At 34.1% G+C, this 19,563-nt stretch carries 13 protein-coding genes and 4 pseudogenes; 7 read left to right on the top strand and 10 right to left on the bottom strand.

Annotated features, from left to right (window positions below):
• Nucleotides 1-61 precede the first annotated feature (61 nt).
• The 5 genes and pseudogenes from mutS to GO684_RS05125 form a co-directional block, all read right to left on the bottom strand.
• Complete coding sequence (gene mutS / locus GO684_RS01375; RefSeq protein ID WP_175938264.1) at nucleotides 62-2,554, bottom strand: DNA mismatch repair protein MutS; 2,493 nt, start codon at nucleotides 2,552-2,554, stop codon at nucleotides 62-64.
• A gap of 449 nt (nucleotides 2,555-3,003) precedes the next feature.
• Nucleotides 3,004-3,987 (bottom strand): annotated as a pseudogene (locus tag GO684_RS01370) (IS630 family transposase).
• Nucleotides 3,988-4,067: 80 nt separating this feature from the next.
• On the bottom strand, nucleotides 4,068-4,550 hold the full coding sequence (locus tag GO684_RS01365) for an RNA pyrophosphohydrolase (RefSeq protein ID WP_175938262.1): 483 nt from the start codon (nucleotides 4,548-4,550) through the stop codon (nucleotides 4,068-4,070).
• Nucleotides 4,543-4,833, bottom strand: coding sequence for a hypothetical protein (locus tag GO684_RS05130; protein WP_246228188.1), 291 nt, complete (start codon nucleotides 4,831-4,833; stop codon nucleotides 4,543-4,545). The genes GO684_RS01365 and GO684_RS05130 overlap by 8 nt, the downstream gene beginning before the upstream one ends.
• A gap of 63 nt (nucleotides 4,834-4,896) precedes the next feature.
• Nucleotides 4,897-5,151 (bottom strand): ATP-binding protein, encoded by a 255-nt coding sequence (locus GO684_RS05125; RefSeq protein ID WP_246228187.1) that lies wholly within the window; start codon nucleotides 5,149-5,151, stop codon nucleotides 4,897-4,899.
• A gap of 174 nt (nucleotides 5,152-5,325) precedes the next feature.
• On the opposite strand from GO684_RS05125, the gene rsfS reads away from it, so the two are divergent.
• The 3 genes from rsfS (at nucleotide 5,326) to GO684_RS01345 (ending at nucleotide 7,829) form a co-directional block, all read left to right on the top strand.
• On the top strand, nucleotides 5,326-5,652 hold the full coding sequence (gene rsfS, locus GO684_RS01355; RefSeq protein ID WP_175938260.1) for a ribosome silencing factor: 327 nt from the start codon (nucleotides 5,326-5,328) through the stop codon (nucleotides 5,650-5,652).
• A 58-nt stretch (nucleotides 5,653-5,710) separates the two neighbouring features.
• Nucleotides 5,711-6,961, top strand: coding sequence for a tyrosine--tRNA ligase (gene tyrS, locus GO684_RS01350; protein ID WP_175938258.1), 1,251 nt, complete (start codon nucleotides 5,711-5,713; stop codon nucleotides 6,959-6,961).
• A 688-nt stretch (nucleotides 6,962-7,649) separates the two neighbouring features.
• Complete coding sequence (locus GO684_RS01345) at nucleotides 7,650-7,829, top strand: hypothetical protein (protein ID WP_175938256.1); 180 nt, start codon at nucleotides 7,650-7,652, stop codon at nucleotides 7,827-7,829.
• A gap of 27 nt (nucleotides 7,830-7,856) precedes the next feature.
• Here GO684_RS01345 and GO684_RS01340 read toward each other — a convergent pair.
• The 3 genes and pseudogenes from GO684_RS01340 to GO684_RS01330 form a co-directional block, all read right to left on the bottom strand.
• Nucleotides 7,857-8,825: pseudogene (locus tag GO684_RS01340) on the bottom strand (IS630 family transposase).
• Between the two features lie 102 nt (nucleotides 8,826-8,927).
• On the bottom strand, nucleotides 8,928-10,040 hold the full coding sequence (gene mnmA / locus GO684_RS01335; protein ID WP_175938254.1) for a tRNA 2-thiouridine(34) synthase MnmA: 1,113 nt from the start codon (nucleotides 10,038-10,040) through the stop codon (nucleotides 8,928-8,930).
• A gap of 763 nt (nucleotides 10,041-10,803) precedes the next feature.
• Nucleotides 10,804-11,817: pseudogene (locus tag GO684_RS01330) on the bottom strand (IS630 family transposase).
• Nucleotides 11,818-11,895: 78 nt separating this feature from the next.
• On the opposite strand from GO684_RS01330, the pseudogene GO684_RS05120 reads away from it, so the two are divergent.
• A pseudogene (locus GO684_RS05120) lies at nucleotides 11,896-12,343 on the top strand (transposase); the annotation flags it as partial.
• Between the two features lie 79 nt (nucleotides 12,344-12,422).
• Here GO684_RS05120 and GO684_RS01320 read toward each other — a convergent pair.
• Nucleotides 12,423-13,499 carry a rod shape-determining protein gene (locus GO684_RS01320; RefSeq protein ID WP_175938252.1) on the bottom strand — a complete coding sequence of 359 codons (1,077 nt, stop codon included), beginning with the start codon at nucleotides 13,497-13,499 and terminating at the stop codon, nucleotides 12,423-12,425.
• A 21-nt stretch (nucleotides 13,500-13,520) separates the two neighbouring features.
• Nucleotides 13,521-14,948 carry a gluzincin family metallopeptidase gene (locus GO684_RS01315; RefSeq protein WP_175938251.1) on the bottom strand — a complete coding sequence of 476 codons (1,428 nt, stop codon included), beginning with the start codon at nucleotides 14,946-14,948 and terminating at the stop codon, nucleotides 13,521-13,523.
• A 269-nt stretch (nucleotides 14,949-15,217) separates the two neighbouring features.
• Between GO684_RS01315 and GO684_RS01310 the strand changes: the two genes are divergently transcribed.
• The 3 genes from GO684_RS01310 (at nucleotide 15,218) to ftsH (ending at nucleotide 18,923) form a co-directional block, all read left to right on the top strand.
• On the top strand, nucleotides 15,218-15,697 hold the full coding sequence (locus GO684_RS01310) for an OmpA family protein (protein WP_175938250.1): 480 nt from the start codon (nucleotides 15,218-15,220) through the stop codon (nucleotides 15,695-15,697).
• A gap of 88 nt (nucleotides 15,698-15,785) precedes the next feature.
• The gene (tilS, locus tag GO684_RS01305) at nucleotides 15,786-17,081 is read left to right on the top strand and encodes a tRNA lysidine(34) synthetase TilS (RefSeq protein ID WP_175938334.1); all 1,296 of its coding nucleotides are present in this window, start codon (nucleotides 15,786-15,788) and stop codon (nucleotides 17,079-17,081) included.
• A gap of 12 nt (nucleotides 17,082-17,093) precedes the next feature.
• Nucleotides 17,094-18,923 (top strand): ATP-dependent zinc metalloprotease FtsH, encoded by a 1,830-nt coding sequence (ftsH, locus tag GO684_RS01300; protein WP_175938249.1) that lies wholly within the window; start codon nucleotides 17,094-17,096, stop codon nucleotides 18,921-18,923.
• Nucleotides 18,924-19,563 lie beyond the last annotated feature (640 nt).

The following is a 19,563-nucleotide window of genomic DNA, read 5'->3' as shown; positions in this document are numbered from 1 at the left end:
TTTTATTAAGTAATTCTATTTTACTACTTGTATTAAATTTTGCAATTAACGACTTTCCTAATTAAACTTTTAGCTCTTTAAGCACTTCGCTTGCTCTATTTAAAATAGGATCAGGAAAACCAGCAAGTTTTGCCACGTGTATTCCATATGACTCATCTGCAACGCCCTCAACTACTTCATGTAAAAAAATCACTTCTCCTTTCCATTCTTTTATTCTCACGCAAAAACATTTTACACTCTTTAAGTATTTACTTACTTTAGTTAATTCATGATAATGAGTTGCAAAGATAGCACGGCACTTATTTACATTGTGAATATGTTCAATCACCGCCTGAGCAATAGATAAACCATCATACACTCCTGTTCCTCTGCCAATTTCATCAAGTATTACCAAGGAACGGTCTGTTGCCTGGTTGACTATGGTTGCTGTTTCAAGCATCTCCACCATGAAGGTGGAATAACCAGCTGTTATGTTATCTGTTGCGCCAACCCTGCTGAATATCTTATCAATTACTCCAATATGTGCACTATCTGCTGGCACAAATGAACCCATGTGAGCTAAAATTGCAATGAGAGCGTTTTGCCTTAAGAAAGTGCTTTTTCCAGCCATATTAGGACCAGTAATTAGATGTATACCAGCCAAATTGATATTATTTGCAATGAACTTGTCGTTAATTTCAATAACTGGGTGTCTTCCATTACAGATATTGAATTCCTTGCTATTGTCAATGGTAGGTTTTGTGTAATTATTTTGTACTGCAAGCTCTGCAAACGCGGTTCTGATATCAAGTTTTGCCAAAGCATTTGTAGCAAGAGCAATCCCATCAGATTCTTTGGCAATTTTACTACACAGTTCACTAAAGATTTTTATTTCTAAGCTGATTATAGCATCACGTGCCGTAAGAACTTTATTTTCTAATTCTTTCAATTCATTAGTAGTATAGCGCGTGCTATTTGCTAAGCTTTGCCTATGAATAAATATATCCGAAGTTATTTTGTGATTCGCTGATACTTCAACGTAATAGCCTAATATGTTGTTGTGCAATATTTTTAACGCAGCAATACCGGTCAGATCACGGTAAGATTCACGAAGTTTGGTTATTAGTTTGTTGCTATTACTTAACACATAGGATAACTCAGATAGCTCTTGATTATATTTTGGATTAATAAATCCTCCTTCTTTCACAGAACTGAGATTATTATCAAGCACAGCGCTGTTTAAAAGCTCTAATAGGTCTTTATGGTTGCCAAGGCTTTTATGTATCATGCTAAGTTCATTTTCATCTGATTTTACTGTCATTCCAGCGTGCGACACTGGCTGTTGGACCCTGATGTCAAGTACTGGGATGACACATTGTTGTAAGAGAGGTTCGATTTTACATAAGAACTCAGATAACTCTAAAGTTTTCCCAAGGCCTATTTTTAATAAATTAATATCTTTTGGTGAACCACGTCCCAGTATTAAGCGTGATAGAGACCTTTCAATGTCTGAAATGTTAGATAGTATTTCCCGTATTTTCTTGCGTAATTCATGATTATTTACAAAGAATTCAACGGTACTGAGCCTCAAGTTAATCGCCTTAGAACAAGCAAGTGGTGATGCAAGCATTTGTTTTAGCAAACGCCCACCAAAAGCTGTTACTGTGTGATCAATAACTGAAATTAGCGAGCCTTTCTTTTCACCAAATTGAGTTGAAAATAACTCAAGATTTCTTCTTGCTGAGATATCAACAAACATGAAATTTTGCTGCTTATAGGGTTTTGGTAATTCAAGCCTTGGAATAGAGCCTCTTTGCGTTACTCTAACATATTCAAGCAGCGAACCACACGCCATAATCTCCACTTTGCTGAAATTTCCTATAACTCTAAGTTCTCTAACTTTATAAAATTCGCACAGAGTTCTATGAGATTTGTTATACTCAAAAAAGCTCTGTACGTGCTGCGTAATCGATATTTTATAATTTTTTAAAATTGATCTGATTTTTTCATCCTCAGCAAGTTTATCAGGAATTAGTAATTCTTTTGGTGATATACGTAATAGATCACTGTCCAGAGCTTTTAAATTCGTTAAGGTATGAAAAAATTTTCCCGTTGACAATTCAAGCCAACCAATAGCGTACTCCCCATTTTGCTCAACTATAGATGCAAGATAATTGTTGTTTTTATCTTCTAATAGCGAGTCTTCAACAATTGTTCCTGGAGTTATAATTCGCACTACATCGCGTTTTACTATAGATTTATAACCTCTCCTTTTTGCTTCGTCAGCGGTTTCTAACTGATCGCAGATTGCTACTTTGAATCCTAAATCTATTAACTTATGAAGGTAAGATTCACTGCTATGTACTGGCACTCCACACATCGGCACCTCTTGCCCATACGAATTACCCCTTTTAGTTAGTACTATGTTCAACAACTTCGCAGCTTTAATAGCATCATCGAAAAACAACTCATAAAAATCTCCCAGTCTATAAAATAACAGATGGTCCTGATATTGAGCTTTTAGTCTTAAATATTGCTCTATCACGGGAGTGTTTTTTTCTCTTAAGAAGTTCATAATTCTTTTTAATAAGTTGATTATATGGACAACATAGAACTTAAATGGGGGCATTTTACACTATGCGAAGATGATACTGCTCGTTTTTTTAGAAAATTGTGCATGTTTAATAGATCTATGGTAGTGTCTCTTCTATAAGCTATAACTTATAACTAAAATTATATGGAATTTTGGTTTTTTGAAAAGCTCAAACTATCATTTGTGGAGGGTGTGCATGTAATCATTTTGCCAAACTGAATTACAGACTAGAAATAGCAACTAGAGGAAAAAGGCAGAAAATCTTCTCTATTTTCGTCTTTGGGCAAGATTGAAAATAAGGAGGTTTTTTATTTTCATACATGCAAATAAAGTTAAGCCTTAATTTTCATTTTGACTTTTTTGAAAATAATGCATACTATAAAGATAGTATACTAGATTGAGTAAATGGATATTGATACTAATTCTTATTGTTAATGGGTTAAATAAGTGACATTGTAAAATTGTTTAATTGTGGAGCAAGAAAGAGAGTGATAAGTTTGTACAAGGCGCTCTCAAGCAAAGCAATTGTACCATAGACTTTATTACGCAAAATGTTCTGTTTTATATACAACCAACAATAGGATTAAGCTCAGGTAGGCGTAGTAGTAGGTATATAGCCTCTATATTTTTAGATACCTCTTTTTGACTTAGACTAACTAGCATAGTCCATAATAAGAAAGGCTTCTCGTATTCTTAAATGTTGCAACAGTTGTTTAAGAAATATATTCATACAATCAGCATTGACATTCAGTGCAAATAAGCTAGAACTCTCTTCATTTCTAATGATTAACTACACTATAGAGATAAAAATTTTGCCTACCTAATTTTACTTTAACCTATGTTCTAACGCCTTTTTTAAACACCAGTATTTAACTTTTGAATATGTGCCAAACTATGATTCATCAAAGAAAAATAACTTTTGTTTGGGGTGCTTACCCTTACCAATAGTCTTGTCAAGTTTTTTAACTCTTCCTGCCTACCTTTATCTTGTTTATCATGAATTGGTCTTGGCGTAATATATGAAAACTTCATTTTTTGCATATTACAATGTGTTGTAAATTTGCTAGCATTCATGCTAAGTTTTTTCTGAATTCTTATTCTCATTTCTTTATTAGGTTTTTTTTGTATCCATACTTCAACTTGTTCAAATGACTCTGATTCAATCTAGCTTTTCTACAAAGTTGAGGAGAAGCAAATAATTTTTCTTCTCTTCTAAATTTTAGAGCTTTATCCATGTAGTCAATGCTGTTCTTGAAATGCGATATATTTTTGCTATGGCTGTTATACTGTGCTTTTTTACTGCAATTACAGCATTTAGTTTTTTTGCAACATATGCGTTATTTTGCACTTTTTTCAGCGTTTCTTTTGTCGATTCTACGACTTTTTTTATCAAATAATTTTGATTTCAACGTCATTTAAACCTCGCTCTACTTACTTCAGTATAGCTTCTTTATCTATTATTGTCTATCCGTTCCTTATGTAGTGGGAATTAGTATTAATATATAGAGACTTTGATTTGAGAAGAAAACTCTTCTATCACTGTTTTATAAACTTCCTTTTTAAATGGTATGGCACTAGCTACCAAATTATCTATACTCTGCCAACGCCATGCCTTGAACTCTGGATGATCAGTATAGTTGATATTAATATCCTTATCCTCTCCATAAAATTTCATTAAGAACCACCTTTGCTTTTGGCCAGAATATCTTCCATTCCAGCATTTTGGTATAATTTTCTCAGGTAAGTTGTAATATATCCAATCCTTATTTTTAGCTATAATCTTTGCTTTGCTAGTACCAACTTCCTCTAGCAATTCACGTAATGCTGCTTTCTCTAGCTTTTCACCATCATCAATTCCCCCTTGTGGCATTTGCCAGTAAGAGTCGCTATCAAAGCGTTTTCCAATGAATATATGTCCTTGTTTGTTAAATAGCATTATGCCAACGCAGGGACGATATTTATCTTTCTGCTCAACCACAAGTATGTCCTGTTGTTAAATTATTTGTTACAGAAGTTTCAACTAATCTTTTTCCGTTTTTTATCTTATCGGCGATTTTTTTTGCAACCCCCTTTGCGCTTAATTCCGAGTTGTTAATTTCAAAAGCACCTTTAGGTATAAATAACCTTTTTTCTTCAATTTTCTTTATAGCAAAATCTGGATCGGTAATTTTATTTCCCTGATGCCTATCTTCTGATTGGATGCGCTCTACTAGTTCCTTGCTATTGCAATGTAATACCACGGGAAGAATTTTTACACCCATTTTTTGCTTAAGTTTACCACTGAATTATATAACTTTTGGTCGTGTGGATTGCCGTCTATTAATTCATTTATAAATATATAGTGCTTTGATTTTATGTAATACTGCTCTAATATTGCTAGCATATTTTCTCTGACTGCAAAAATTTTTTCCATAAGTCACTGTAACTTCAGCATTTCTTAATTTAACAATTTTGAGTATAATATTATTGAAAAGGTTATTGCTTACTATCGCCGCATCAATGACCTTACATAATTCTTTTGCAGTAGTAAGTTTACCGCTACCTGGAAAGCCAATTAAGTGTATGAGAGTCTTGCTCATAATAAATATAATGGAGAAACTACCTTTCATTATATACAAAAGGATATGCGCTGTACATACTGTCTGTTGCACTAAAAGCTTAAACTGCTTGCTTAGCAAACGGTTATATTAAAAATAGTTCATATCCAGAGATTTTATGTGTATAATTATAAATAAATTATATAATCTAGTATAATGACTAATGTATCCAGTGATACAAAATCAATAAAAAGCACAATTGTGAGTATAATAGATCAAAATAAAGGTCAGAATATAGTCACTTTTGATGTGCAGAATAAAACCTTCATTGCAAAGTATATGATTATTGCATCTGGTGATTCAAGCCGCCATGTGAAGGCATTGGCTGAACATGTAATGAAAGATCTCAAGCAATGTTGTAAAATAGATGTGGAAGGTATGGATAAAGGTAATTGGGTGATTTTGAATTTTCAAGACATAATGGTTCACATATTCAGGCCGGAAGTAAGGGAGTATTATAAAATAGAAGAACTATGGAATTAACTTTCTTCCATTTATAAGATTTGTGGATTAGAATCATTTTAATTAATAAAAGCAAACTGTGAAATACAAGTCTGAATTTTTAAATCTCATTCAAGAAAGGGGATATCTATATCAATGTACAAACATTGAAGGGTTAGACCAACTACTATTACAAAATAACTACGTAGTCGCATATATTGGGTTTGATTGTACAACGTCAAGTCTTCATATTGGTAACTTAATCCAAATTATGATGCTTCGTCACCTACAGAAATTTGGTTATAAGCCGATAGTTTTACTTGGAGGTGGCACAACAAAGATTGGCGATCCATCTGGTAAAGATAAAGCAAGAAGCGTTTTACCTATTGAAGATATAAATCAAAATATATCTGGCATAAAAAAAGTGCTTGAGAAAATGGTATCTTTTAACGATGGAAAGACTGGTGCAATTATAGTAAATAACGCAGATTGGCTAGATAGTATAAAATACATAGATTTTTTACGTGGGACAGGGGTACATTTTTCTGTAAATCGCATGCTGAGTTTTGATAGTGTAAAAACTAGACTTGATAGAGAACAAAATCTAAGTTTTCTAGAATTTAATTATATGTTATTACAGGCTTACGATTTTGCTGAATTAAACAAAAAGTATGACTGCCGTTTGCAGATAGGAGGATCGGACCAGTGGGGAAATATAGTAAGTGGAATTGAACTTGGCAAAAAGTTGAATTTACCCGAGTTGTTTGGTCTTACTACGCCTCTTTTGTTGAGTGCTCAGGGAAAAAAGATGGGCAAAACTGAAAGTGGGGCTGTGTGGCTTGATGGTGATATGCTAAAACCTTATGACTACTGGCAGTACTTTCGCAACATTAATGACCAAGACATTGGGCGTTTTTTAAGGTTTTTCACTGACTTGCCAATTGATGAGATTAAAGAACTGGAATCTTTAAAGAATCAAGAAATAAACGAAGCAAAAAAAATTTTGGCAACAGAGGTGACAAAAATATGTCATGGTGATAAAGAAACAGAACTTGCACAATCTGCCGCAGTCTCTGTTTTTGAAAATGAAGACAGCTTGCTACTTCCTGATTATACTATAACAAGAGAACAAGTTGCAGATGGCATATCCTTAGTAGACCTGCTGCACGATATAGGTCTTGAACCTTCAAAAGGTGCTGCAAAGCGTTTAATATATGGCAATGGATGCAAAGTTAATAATAATACTATAAACGATGTTAATTATGTAATAAATTCTAAAAGCTTTAAAGATCAGTCGTTTATAAAGCTGTCTGCGGGGAAAAAACGCCACATAAAAGTTATGGTGAGTTAGCTTTTGAAGTGAGAAGTAAATTTCATACAAATAAGCAGTTATATAAATGACTTAAATTTAATATGTTTATCTCATCATAAACCTATATTAAATCTCTTTTTAATTTTTAGTATTACTATATTCTACAAGGCACTAGAGTTGTACGTGGATTGCCTTACGGACGTAATCTTGATATACTGATTATTTATCAGCACTCAATGAGAAACGAGGAATGTGTAGTACAAAACATGCACTGATTTATAGATTAAGCCACGGGTGTGAGGTCAATATTACACTATATAGTAGTTTTTATGATGGATTAAAGTAAACACTTCAAAAGTCTCTGCAGTCCTAAATGAGTGTAGCTTATCACACATTCCAAAAATGCATTGCTATCTTTACCATAAAGGTCAAATTATTGATGTAACTTGTCCAAAAAACAGTGCATTATTAGAACTAGTAAAAGAGAATTAAACCTGGATATCTTGGGAACTGTAAAATAGAAAAGCACAAGCAATTTATTAAGAACTACTAATAAACAACCCAAACATACTCTACAGTATGAAGCAAATTTTCAAAATTTGAGAACTAGCATAAAATAACTGAAAAGATAGTAGAAAACGAAGTCCTAATTATATACAACTTCAAATGGAGATATAAGGGTTAATGTTTTGTACCAGGATGAGAGAGCATTTGGCTTGCACAAAAAATGGCAGAGTTATTTTGTGTACAATCTCTAGATATTAGTAAACACATAAAAAACATATTTGGATATGGTGAATTACAAGAGGAAGCAGTTATTTCCAAAATGGAAATAACTGCTTCTGATGGTAAAAAGTATCTTACGCAATTTTACAACCTAGATGTAATTTTATCTGTTGATTATTAAAGTAAGTTCTCATGCTAATTCTCATTATTAATGGGTCAGATAAGTGACGTTGTAGAGTTGTTTAATTGTGGAGTGAGAAAGAAAGGTAGTAAATTTGCACAAAGCGTTCTCAAGCAAAGCAATTGTATTATAGACTTTATTACGCAAAATGTTCTGTTTATATACAACTAGAGCCTCTCAATAAGATTGAGCTCGGTAAGTAGGTAGTAGGCACCTTTAAATTTCTTGATTTATGCCAACTAGCATAATCCATGACAAGAAAGGCTTCTCGTGTTCTTAAATATTGCAACATTTATTCAAGAAATGTATTCATACAATCAGTGTTGATATTTGGTACAAATAAGCTAAAACTCTCTCTATTTTTGGATTAACTGCACTGTAGAGATAAAAATTTTGTCTACCTAATTTTACTTTAACCTGTGTTCTAGTGTCCCTTTTAAATCACCCGTGTCCAACTTTCGAATGTGCTAAATTATATGATTCATCAAGGAAAAATAACTCTTGTTCAGGATGCTTACTAATAGTCTCATTAAGTTTTTTTTTAAACCCTTCCTATCTGCCTTTATCTTATTCACATGAATTGGGTTCAGAGTAATATACAAAAACTTCGTTTTTTGCACATTAGGGTGTGCTGTAGATTTGCTGACATTCAAGCTAAATTTTCCTGGATTTTTACTCTCATTTCTTTAATGATAATATTAGGGTTTTCTTATATCCATACTTCAACTTGTTCAAATTGACTCTGATTCAATCTAGTTTTTTTTATGACATTGATGGGAAGTAGGCAATTTTTCTTTTCTTCCAAATTTTAGGTACTTTATCCATGCAGTTAGTGCTGTTCTTGATGCAACTTTGCTACGGCTGTTATACTGTGCTTTTTGCTGCAATTAACAGCATTTAGTTTTTTTGCAACATATGTGTTTTTCGCACTTTCTTCAGCATTTCTTTTGCTAATTTCACAACTTTTTTGCCCAATAATTTTGATTTCAATGCCATTTAAACCTCGCTATTTTACTTACTTCAGCAAGGCCTCTTTTCCATTATTGTCTATCCGTTTCTTGTACAGTGGGAATTGATATAACACTATAGGACCTCTAATTAAGAACATATCCAGCCACCGCCGATAACTTGCTCATCTTTATATACTACGCAGGCTTGGCCAGGACTAATGCCAAAGTAATCGTCGTTTAAAATGATATGAGCTTTATTTCGTTCTCTGACTGGGTATATTGTTGCCAAACTTCCCGAGTGTGATGAACGGAGCTTCACAGTTACTTCCATACCTTCCTTTGGTTGTTCTAACCAATTCAGCTCCTTGATCAATATTTTCCTTTGCATTAGTGCGTTAACCGGTCCTACTACTATTTCATTGTTTTGTGTGTTGATTCTTACAACATAAAGAGGTTCACTGTGTGCAATGCCCAAACCTTTTCTTTGTCCTACTGTAAAATTTACTATACCATTATGCTCGCCTAGTACTTTTCCATTTACATCTACAATTTTGCCTTTCTGTACAGATTGTGGAGCTAGCTTAGCTATTGTCTTGCTATAGCTTTCAGAAACAAAGCATATATCTTGACTATCTGGCTTCTCAAAAATTGACAAATCAAAGTACTTTGCTAATTTCCTCACATCGTACTTACAGAATCTGCCAAGTGGAAACCTCAAAAGCTCCAACTGCTCCTTTGTTATGGTAAACAGAAAATAGCTTTGGTCTTTACTTTTATCTATGCCTCTATACAACTTTACTTCGCCATTTTTTTCTAATCTTCTCACGTAGTGTCCTGTAATTAAGACGTCTGCACTGAGATTTTTTGTGACTTGTAATAAATCACGGAACTTTACTGTTTGGTTACATTTTATGCATGGTATAGGAGTTTTTCCCTGCATATAGGTTTGCGCAAAGTTCTCTATCACTTCCTTTTTGAATATTTTTTCATAATTTAAGATATAATGGGAAAATCCAGTACTTTCAGCTACACGCTTGGCATCGTAAATATCTTGTCCAGCGCAGCATGCACCTTTTCTTGCATTAGCGTTGCCATTAGTGCCATATAGTTGAAGAGTCACACCAATTACTTGATACCCAAGGTGATGTAGCAACACTGCAGCAACGGAGCTGTCTACTCCACCGGACATTGCGACCACAGCCTTGGTTTGATGTGGAGCTTTATCTTTTAATAGAGGTTCAATTTTAAATTCTTTTAGCATATAACTTATAAATAAATGTAGTAAATAGGTAAATTTTGCTCCTCTTTATCCTATGATGGGGTTCAGTGTAAAAAAACTAAATCCCAGTGTTAGCTGCTTGGGTAATTGCAACTTTCTATTGTTATCAGAGTAACTGATATTGACATGGCTTTGTTGCATAGTAGCTAAGAAACTTAGTGTGGTTGCTGATAGAGTTCATTATAAATGACCATTTAACTACTTAAAAAAATGTGCTAGTAAAAATGAAATCCAGTAACCACAACCAATATAACAAATTTCTTGAAGGCAAGAGAAATATTTTTCATTTTCTTAATGAGGTAGTTGACAATTAGTATGAGAAATAGTTCAAAAATGTAAGGTGGCAACTGTGTTTATAGTAATAGAGTAGTGATTTTGGTACATATAATCTTTAGTCTCTTCAGAATTGACTTAAGACAAACAATAGGGTTTCAGTGTTAATTACTTTCAGGATACCAACCATTGCTGCTTCAATGCTCTTGGGTTTACACCTTATTCTTCCTGGTCACATGTTGGACCAATTCATCATACCACGATTTATTTGCAGTATCTCTAGATTCTGCTAACAAGCAGCGGGATGACGGTAGCTACAAATATTTGAGAAATTTACTAAATAGCACTGAATAGAAGAAATCTGCTAAACTAGGAAGAAACTCCTTAATTTAAGTTTTTATACCAATTCCCACTTTATGAAGAACGGATAGACAATAGTGGAAAAGAAGCCATACTGAAGTAATACCAATTCTCATTGGTAGTGGGGTAAATAAGTGACATTGCAGAGTTGTTTAATTGCGGAGTGAGAAAGAGAGGTGACAAATTTGCACAAAACGCTCTCAAGCAAAGCAATTGTATTATAGACTTTATTGTGCAAAATGTCCTGTTTTATGCTTTATATGCAACCAAAGTCTCTCAATAAGACGGAGCTCTGGTGAGCATGGTAGCAGGTATATAATCTCGATATTTTTAGGTACCTTTAAATTTTTGACCTATGTCAACTAGCACAGTTCATGACAAGAAAGGCTTCCCATGTTCTTAAATGTTGCAACATTTATTCAAGAAATATATTCATACAATCAATGTTGACATCCGGTGCAAATAAGCTAGAACTCTTTCCATTTCTGAGATTAACTGTACTATAGAGATAAAAATTTTGTTTGCCTGGTTTTACTTTAACCTATGTTCTAACGCCATTTTTAAATATCCGTGTCCGACTTTCGAGTGTATGCCAAACTGCGATTCATTAAAGAAAAATAACTCTTGTTTGGGTGCTTACTAATAGTCTAATTAAGTTTTTTTTAAACTCTTCCTATCTACCTTTGTCTTGTTCATTGTGAATTGGGCTTGGCGTAGTATATGAAAACTTCATTTTTTGTATATTACGGTGTGCTATGGACTTACTGGCGTTCAAGCCAAATTTTTCTAGATTCTTATCCCCATTTCTTTGATGGTAGTATTAGTTTTTTTTATAGCCATACTTCAACTTGTTCAAATTGTCTCTGATTCAGTCTGGTTTTTCTATGACGTTGAGAGAAAGTAAACAATTTTTTCTCTTCTAAATTTTAGGTGCTTTGTCCATGCAGTTAGTGCATATTCTTGAAGTGCAACATATTTTTGCTATGGCTGTTATGCTGTGCTTTTTTGCTGCAATTACAGCATTTAGTTTTTTTGCAACCAACATATGCGTGTTTTACACTGTCTTCAGCATTTCTTTCGCTGATTCCGCGATTTTTTCACCTAATAATTTTGATTTCAACACCATTTAAACCTTGCTGTTTTATTTACTTCAATACGGCTTCTTTTCTATTATTATCTATCCGTTCCTTGTGCAGTGGGAGTTGGTGTTAGAACACGGGTTAAAGTAAAATTAGGTAGACAAAAATTTTATCTCTACAGTGCAGTTAATCTCAGAAATGGAAAGAGTTCTAGCTTATTTGCACCGGATGTCAACATTGATTGTATGAATATATTTCTTGAATAAATGTTGCAACATTTAAGAACATGGGAAGCCTTTCTTGTCATGAACTGTGCTAGTTGACATAGGTCAAAAAATTTAAAGGTACCTAAAAATATCGAGATTATATACCTGCTACCATGCTCACCAGAGCTCCGTCTTATTGAGAGACTTTGGTTGCATATAAAGTATAAAACAGGACATTTTGCACAATAAAGTCTATAATACAATTGCTTTGCTTGAGAGCGCTTTGTGCAAATTTATTACCTCTCTTTCTTACTCCGTAATTAAACAACTCTGCAATGTCACTTATTTGACCTATAGTGATAGCTAATTAGTTACTGTAATCTAATTTATATTGCACAATTCCATCGAAAAAATTCAATAAACTGCCTTCAAAACAGTTATTATACTTAATCTTGCTTAAATAAAACATGGCTAAAATAATCCATATTTTCAAGCACTTTACCACTGCCAAGGGCAACGCAACAGAGTGGATCATCTGCAACGCGTACTGGTAGTTTTGTTGTTTCACTGATAACTTTACCTAAATTGCGTAACAATCCACCGCCACCAGATAAAATTATTCCTTTATCTACTATGTCAGAAGAAAGTTCAGGAGGAGTACTCTCTAATGCTGTTTTAATAGCAGAGATTATCTGATGCACAGGCTCTATTAAACTCTCTACAACCTGATATTCTGACAAAAGCATTTCTTTTGGCATACCGCTCACTAAGTCCCTACCTTTGACCATCATCCCTTCTTTATTATTTTTATCCGGCAGGCTTGCTGAACCTACGCTCTTCTTGATTTTTTCAGCTGTTGCCTCACCAATTAACAACTTGTGATTTTCACGAATATATGACCTTATTGCTTCATCCATAATGTCGCCACCTACCCTAGCAGAACGTGAATAAACAATTCCACCTAAAGAAATAATTGCAACTTCAGTTGTGCCACCCCCTATGTCAACAACCATAGAACCCTCAGGTTCAGTAACTGGAAGTCCAGCTCCAATGGCTGCAGCCATTGGTTCTTCAATTAAAAATACTTCATTTGCACCAGCACTTTCTGCTGCGTCTTGTATAGCACGTCTTTCAACTGGGGTGGACCCAGATGGAACGCATATGATAATGTTAGGTTTATTGACAGTGAATTTTGTATTTGCACTGCGTATGAAATATTTTAGCATCTCTTCCGCACTTTTGAAGTCGGCAATGACGCCATCTTTTAGTGGTCTGATTGCCTCTATTTCTCCTGGCGTTTTCCCGAGCATCATTTTAGCTTTTTTACCAAAAGCATAAGGAACATAGCTTCCCTTTTCCTTTATTCTTGCTACAACTGAAGGCTCATCAAGCACTATTCCTTGATTTTTTTGATAAACTAAAGTGTTTGCGGTGCCAAGGTCTATAGCAATATCGCTAGCAAATAAACCTTTAAAAGTGAAAAAGTTACAAAACCTTCTGGTTGTTTTTTGAAAAAAATTCATACATAACTCGAGGAAACCATTTTATTGAGATAAATCATACTTTTCAGACAGGTAGCTAGTACAGCATTCAACATCTAAACCTTTGCCTGTTACTTTTCTCAGCAGATCCAAAAAACCACACCTTGCACTGCATACATTTTGAGATAACCAACCAATGAGTAACCCGAAATTTCCCTTTATTATAGCACCCAAAAACTCGTAATGATTTTTTTTTATGAAAGAAAAAATCTGTACAGCAATAATTAAGGCTATAATTTTAATGGGGAAATAGCCTATGGTTCCGCTCACCCAATACTCATCTTGAAAATAAGTGTCTAGTTCATTTTTAGCTTTTACCGGGATTTTATAATGTTCCATACCTCCTAGCCATGCGTCATGCAAGTCTTTGACCTCTAGCGTACCATTTATTATATCCTGTTCTAACTTGGTTCTCAACATGATGTGGGCTAACAGGCTAAATTCATCTGCCTTCTTTAAAGGAGAGGAAAGATTCACTTTGTTGAAAATCAAGTACAGGTTATCAATATTATTGATCTTTGCATTAACTTTGCCTTTTATAGTAAGCTTCTCTTTTATATGCGGTTGAATAAACTTGATAAATTCTCTTGATGTTCCAATCATTCTTTCCATGAATAATCCTTGAGCTTCACACATAACGTGTTTTGTAAATGAGCTACTTATAGAGTTTTGTGCTAAACATCTTTGATAAATTTCATGACCACTGAACCGTAAAAGTAAAAACAAACCGTAACAAAAATCAGATTCATCATAATCTATAGGGTAGTGATAAAAAGTATGATGTGACGTAACACTTATTTGCTGTAAACATAACGAGCCAAGTTCAATCTGCTTTTGAGTAGCAATCTTCTGTATATTAGTAGTCTTGTCTTTCTTCTGCTTTTCAATTATTCTATCTATATTGTCGCTAAAAAATTTGCCTAGCTTAGAAAATATTTCTTTTATATCCTTTTCTGTGATATCAGAGTCATAGTCAGCAAGTAGTGAATCATATTTTGAACATTTTAGTTGCTGCGATTTTATTGAAGCTACTCCACGAATAAGTTTGACTAAGTCAGCAAAGCGTTCTTTTAGCTTTTCTAAGCTACTGGGTTCAGATTGAGATAGCCTCCATAAATTTTGGCACTCAATTTTAGCTTTGGATAGGGATTTTACTAAATCAATGGGAATAGCACTGTTACTTTTATGCATCCTCTCTATTAACTTTAGCTGCCAACTATCACCTTTCTTTTTGCTGCTAGGAGCGCCTGCTTCTGCTAGTGACTCTTTTATTATGTCGTGAGAGATAACTTCATGTCTAATTTCTTCTAGAAGACCCATTTGTTCAACTTTATCCTCTACGTTTAGTTGACTTTGATCTAGTACTTTTAGCGTATTCTCAATATTCTTTAACCTATGTAATACTTCTTCTAGAAACTTGTAAGATTTCATATTTGTTCATCTTTTTTAGAAAATATCTGTTTAATATCGTAATAGATTAATAATAAAGTTAAAAGTATATTTACTTAAATCACAATAAAAAATTGTACCTTCCCGGATTTTTCTACCAAAACCTAGCATTTTATTAGAAAATTAATTGTAAGACTGTAGAAAAAGTGTTTAGTATTTTATTTTTCTTGACTATATTGCAATATAGAGAAACTATTAACTACTAAAAATTAAAGTTACGCACTGTATTTAAAATTTATGGAGGTTTAGTAATGTGGAGTAAGTTGGTTGCAATGTGCTGTTTTTGTTTACTGTTTACTGGTATAAGTTCTTGCCAAAAAAAGGAGGTGAATACAACAAATAAAGTGAACTTTGTTGTAAAACAGATGAAAGAAAAAAGGGTTTTCTTTGATTATAATAAATCTAATATCAGTGAAACAGGTGCAAATGTATTGCTTGATGTGGTGGAAATGTTGCAAAATGATCCTAATGTGAGAGTTACTTTGATTGGTCATACTGATAATCGTGGTTCTTATGAATATAACATTGCGCTAGGTGCTAGAAGAGCAGACGCGGCTAAAAAATTTATGGTTAGTTGTACACCTTACTTAGAAAATAGAATAAAAACTGCTTCTAAGGGTGAAACTGAACCTTTGGTTTATGTAGCAGATGATTCTAAGAACTCTAAATATGAAAAAGAGCATGCTAAAAATCGTAGGGTAGAGTTTTCATTTTCTAGAATGAAAAGGTAGTTTTTTTAATTACGGCTAGTGCAGTTCTGTCATACCGCGATTCATCGCGGTATCTCAACGTAAGATCCAGCTTACAAGTAGTGGAATGATGGAATTAGAGTCGTTACTTCAAGATGTAATAGACGGTTTTGCTATCTATAACAATAAAGTTGCGGTTGCAGTATCGGGTGGTATAGATAGTATAGCTTTATTGCATTTAATAATCAGTTGGGCAAAAAAAAGACAGTGTCTACTCCCTATAGCATTAGCAGTAAATCACGGATTGCGTCCAGAATCTCAGGAAGAAGTTGAATTTGTTGTAAATTATGCAAAGGAACTTGGAGCAAAAGAATCGTTCATATTAAACTGGGAGAAGCAGAATATCAAAGGTAATATTCAATCGCAGGCACGAAAAGCGCGGTACGAGCTGTTAACGAAATGGTGCAAAAATAACAATGTTAAGCACCTATTTACTGCGCATCATAAAGATGATCAAGCAGAGACTTTTCTACTGAGACTTGAGCGTGGTAGTGGCCTGGATGGACTGTCATCTATGGACTATAAATCCTCTTTAAATGGAGTTTGCATATTGAGACCATTATTAAGTTTTAGCCGTAGTAGAATAAAAAAATACGCTGACTTTTATCAGCTGAAGTGGGTTGAAGATAGAAGTAACCAGGATTTAAAATATAGGCGCACGTTATACCGCAACTTACTTAAAGTAAGTGATGATCGAGAGATTTTAACGGAACGAATATGTCTCACAACTCTTCATATGAAAAGAGCCATGAAAGCATTGATATACTACACATGCCTCGCATTCAATGATTGTGTTAACATTCATGACCTTGGTTATATCGAAATTAAACTAAGTGAATTTTATAAATTGCCAGAAGAAATAAGCTTGAGGCTTCTTCTTTACTCTATAATGGTAATCAGTAACAAACGCTATAAACCAAGGTATAACAGTCTTATTGCCATATTTAATAAAGTACTGCGAAAGGATAACGATGTTCATTGTACACTTTCTGAATGTAAAATAAGGAAATGCGGAGAGAGTATTTTGATAATTAGAGAATCGTCAAAGATACAGGAAATATCTGTAAGTTTGCCATTAAATGGTCCTATTGAGTGGGATAATAGATTTAGCTGTACGATACTTGGAGATCAGGAATGTTCAGTAACTATTACTCCGCTAAAAAAGACACAGAAGATTCCTAAATTTTTAAAGGATTATAATTGCTGCCCTGAAGTTTTTTATTCTTTGCCTGTAGTGTTAAAAGATGGAAAAGTGTTAGCTTATCCTCACCTAAATCATAATGGAAAAAACATTGATGGTGGTGAGGTTCAATGCATTATTAATAGTACAGTAAAACAAAATTTGGTAATATTAACTGGTATTTAGTTAGAAGTAACAATGAAGAAATTTTTAGAAGGCTTATTGATTTGGTTAGTAATTATTGTGCTTATTTCTGTTGCTTATATTCAGTTTAGCGGAAATATAGGTAAGAGTAAAACAACTATACCTTTTTCAGAATTTTTAACTAAACTAGAAGACAATGATGTAGAAAAAATTGTTATAAAGAACCAGAGCATTGAAGGCAAGTTTAGGGATGGATCAAGCTTTAATTCAAGTGGTATTATATATAGTGACTTAATAAAGAGCTTGCATGATAAAAAAGTGAAATTCTCCTTTTCAACTGGGGATTCTGCAATGAGCATAATTGGTGGGTTACTTATCCAATGGATTCCAACGTTTATCTTTATTGGCTTATTGCTGTTCCTTTTAAAACAAACGCAAGCAGGAGGCAACAGAACTATAAGCTTTGGCAAATCAAAAGCTAGGCTCATGACTAGTGGAAAGAAAGTGACGTTTGATGATGTTGCTGGGATTGATGAAGCAAAAGAAGAGTTGATAGAAATTGTTGACTTTCTTAAACAGAGGCAAAAATTTCAAGTGTTAGGCGGAAAAATACCAAAAGGGTGTCTTTTGATTGGCTCCCCTGGGACTGGTAAAACCCTGCTTGCTCGTGCAATTGCAGGTGAAGCTAATGTGCCGTTTTTTAGCATTTCTGGATCTGATTTTGTCGAAATGTTTGTTGGCGTTGGTGCAAGTCGTGTTCGTGATATGTTTGATCAAGGCAAGAAAAATGCTCCTTGTATAATTTTTATAGATGAAATAGATGCAGTGGGTAGACATCGTGGCATTGGTCTTGGTGGTGGTAATGATGAGCGAGAGCAAACGTTAAATCAGTTATTAGTTGAAATGGATGGCTTTGAGTCTAATGAAGGTGTGATAATAGTTGCTGCGACTAACCGTCCGGATGTTTTAGACCCAGCACTGCTTAGGCCTGGTCGTTTTGACCGACAGATTACTATTTCTTTGCCTGATATAAATGGGCGTGAGAGGATATTAAGTACACATATAAAGAAAATATCAATAGCGCCAGATGTAAATGTGAAAATAGTTGCAAGAGGAACACCTGGTTTTTCGGGAGCTGATCTAGCAAATTTAGTGAATGAATCTGCGCTCATTGCTGCGAGAAGAAATAAGAAGATTGTTACTATGGATGACTTCGAATATGCACGCGATAAGGTGATGATGGGTGTGGAAAGACGGTCTCTAATGATGACAGAGGAGGAAAAAAAGCTTACTGCATACCATGAAGCCGGTCATGCAATAGTTGCTGTTAACATGCCTGCCTCAGATCCGATACACAAGGCAACTATTATTCCAAGAGGTAGAGCTCTAGGCTTAGTTATGAGGTTGCCAGAAACAGATAGAGTGTCACATACAAGAGAAAAGATGATAGCAGATATAACTGTTGCCATGGGTGGAAGAGTGGCAGAAGAGCTAATTTTTGGTTATGATAAAATTACAAGCGGTGCATCTTCAGATATAAAACAGGCGTCTGATTTATCACGTGCTATGGTAATGAAATGGGGCATGAGCGACAAAATAGGACCGATATATCATAATCGTGAACAAAATGTACATAGTTCTGAAATAATTTCTGAGGACACTTTGAAACTTATAGATGAAGAAATAAAACGAGTTGTATCTTCATGTTATGGAAAGGCAAAGGATATCTTAACTAAACGTCGCAAGGATTTGGAACTTGTTGCTGAAAACCTGCTGGAGTTTGAGACTTTAACAGGGGATGAAATCAAAGATGTACTAAGCGGGAAAAAGATTGTTAGGGGTGACAACGGAAGCAGAGAAAAAGTAAGAAAATCTTCTCTCTAAATGTGCTCTCTACAGTATACCTTCCATTTTTTTACTCTTTCCCATATGGGTTATATTAAACAATTTTTAATTAATCAATGTTAGACTAATGCCACTCTTAAAGGTGAAAAAACAAATTGTTTTATTGCCTGTAACTGTGCTTTGAGCAACTTTGTAAGTTCCTTATTTGTTTAGCTAATAGCAGGATAGATATAACTTATTTAGTAGTTAAATATTAATAATTAATAAAAAAACATTAGTAATAATAATCCTTACTTTGTTGTTGCCACAACAGTTTGATACAAGTGAAACAAAAGAATTTTACCTGAGTGGCAGATATTATAGTTAGTTTCTTGCTAGCATGGGTAAATTTAAAACTAAGATCTGAAGATACTAATTTAAAATTGCGATGGGTTTTGAAATGGTAGTAGGAATACACCAGAAGAATTGTATTGCCTGATGGATGTAAACTAAACTATAGTCTACTTTTTGCTGCAAGTATGACATTTGGCTGCTTATACTGATTCTCATTGTTAGTAGGTTAAATAAGTGATATTGCGGAGTTGTTTAATTCGGAGTGAAAAAGAGAGTTAATGAATTTGCACGAAGCACTCCCAAGCAAAGTAATTGTATTTATAGACCTTATTGCGCAAGACGTTCT

Source organism: Wolbachia endosymbiont of Litomosoides brasiliensis (assembly GCF_013366805.1).
In the GTDB taxonomy this organism is placed as follows: domain Bacteria; phylum Pseudomonadota; class Alphaproteobacteria; order Rickettsiales; family Anaplasmataceae; genus Wolbachia.
This window is presented reverse-complemented; position numbering and strand designations above follow the sequence as displayed.

Bases quoted from the DNA above. Each gene is read 5' to 3' on its own strand.
- mutS (WP_175938264.1), bottom strand. From the start codon at position 2,554: ATGAACTTCTTAAGAGAAAAAAACACTCCCGTGATAGAGCAATATTTA.
- GO684_RS05130 (WP_246228188.1), bottom strand. From the start codon at position 4,833: ATGGGTGTAAAAATTCTTCCCGTGGTATTACATTGCAATAGCAAGGAA.
- GO684_RS05125 (WP_246228187.1), bottom strand. From the start codon at position 5,151: ATGAGCAAGACTCTCATACACTTAATTGGCTTTCCAGGTAGCGGTAAA.
- rsfS (WP_175938260.1), top strand. From the start codon at position 5,326: ATGACTAATGTATCCAGTGATACAAAATCAATAAAAAGCACAATTGTG.
- GO684_RS01345 (WP_175938256.1), top strand. From the start codon at position 7,650: ATGGCAGAGTTATTTTGTGTACAATCTCTAGATATTAGTAAACACATA.
- mnmA (WP_175938254.1), bottom strand. From the start codon at position 10,040: ATGCTAAAAGAATTTAAAATTGAACCTCTATTAAAAGATAAAGCTCCA.
- GO684_RS01320 (WP_175938252.1), bottom strand. From the start codon at position 13,499: ATGAATTTTTTTCAAAAAACAACCAGAAGGTTTTGTAACTTTTTCACT.
- GO684_RS01315 (WP_175938251.1), bottom strand. From the start codon at position 14,948: ATGAAATCTTACAAGTTTCTAGAAGAAGTATTACATAGGTTAAAGAAT.
- GO684_RS01310 (WP_175938250.1), top strand. From the start codon at position 15,218: ATGTGGAGTAAGTTGGTTGCAATGTGCTGTTTTTGTTTACTGTTTACT.
- tilS (WP_175938334.1), top strand. From the start codon at position 15,786: ATGGAATTAGAGTCGTTACTTCAAGATGTAATAGACGGTTTTGCTATC.
- ftsH (WP_175938249.1), top strand. From the start codon at position 17,094: ATGAAGAAATTTTTAGAAGGCTTATTGATTTGGTTAGTAATTATTGTG.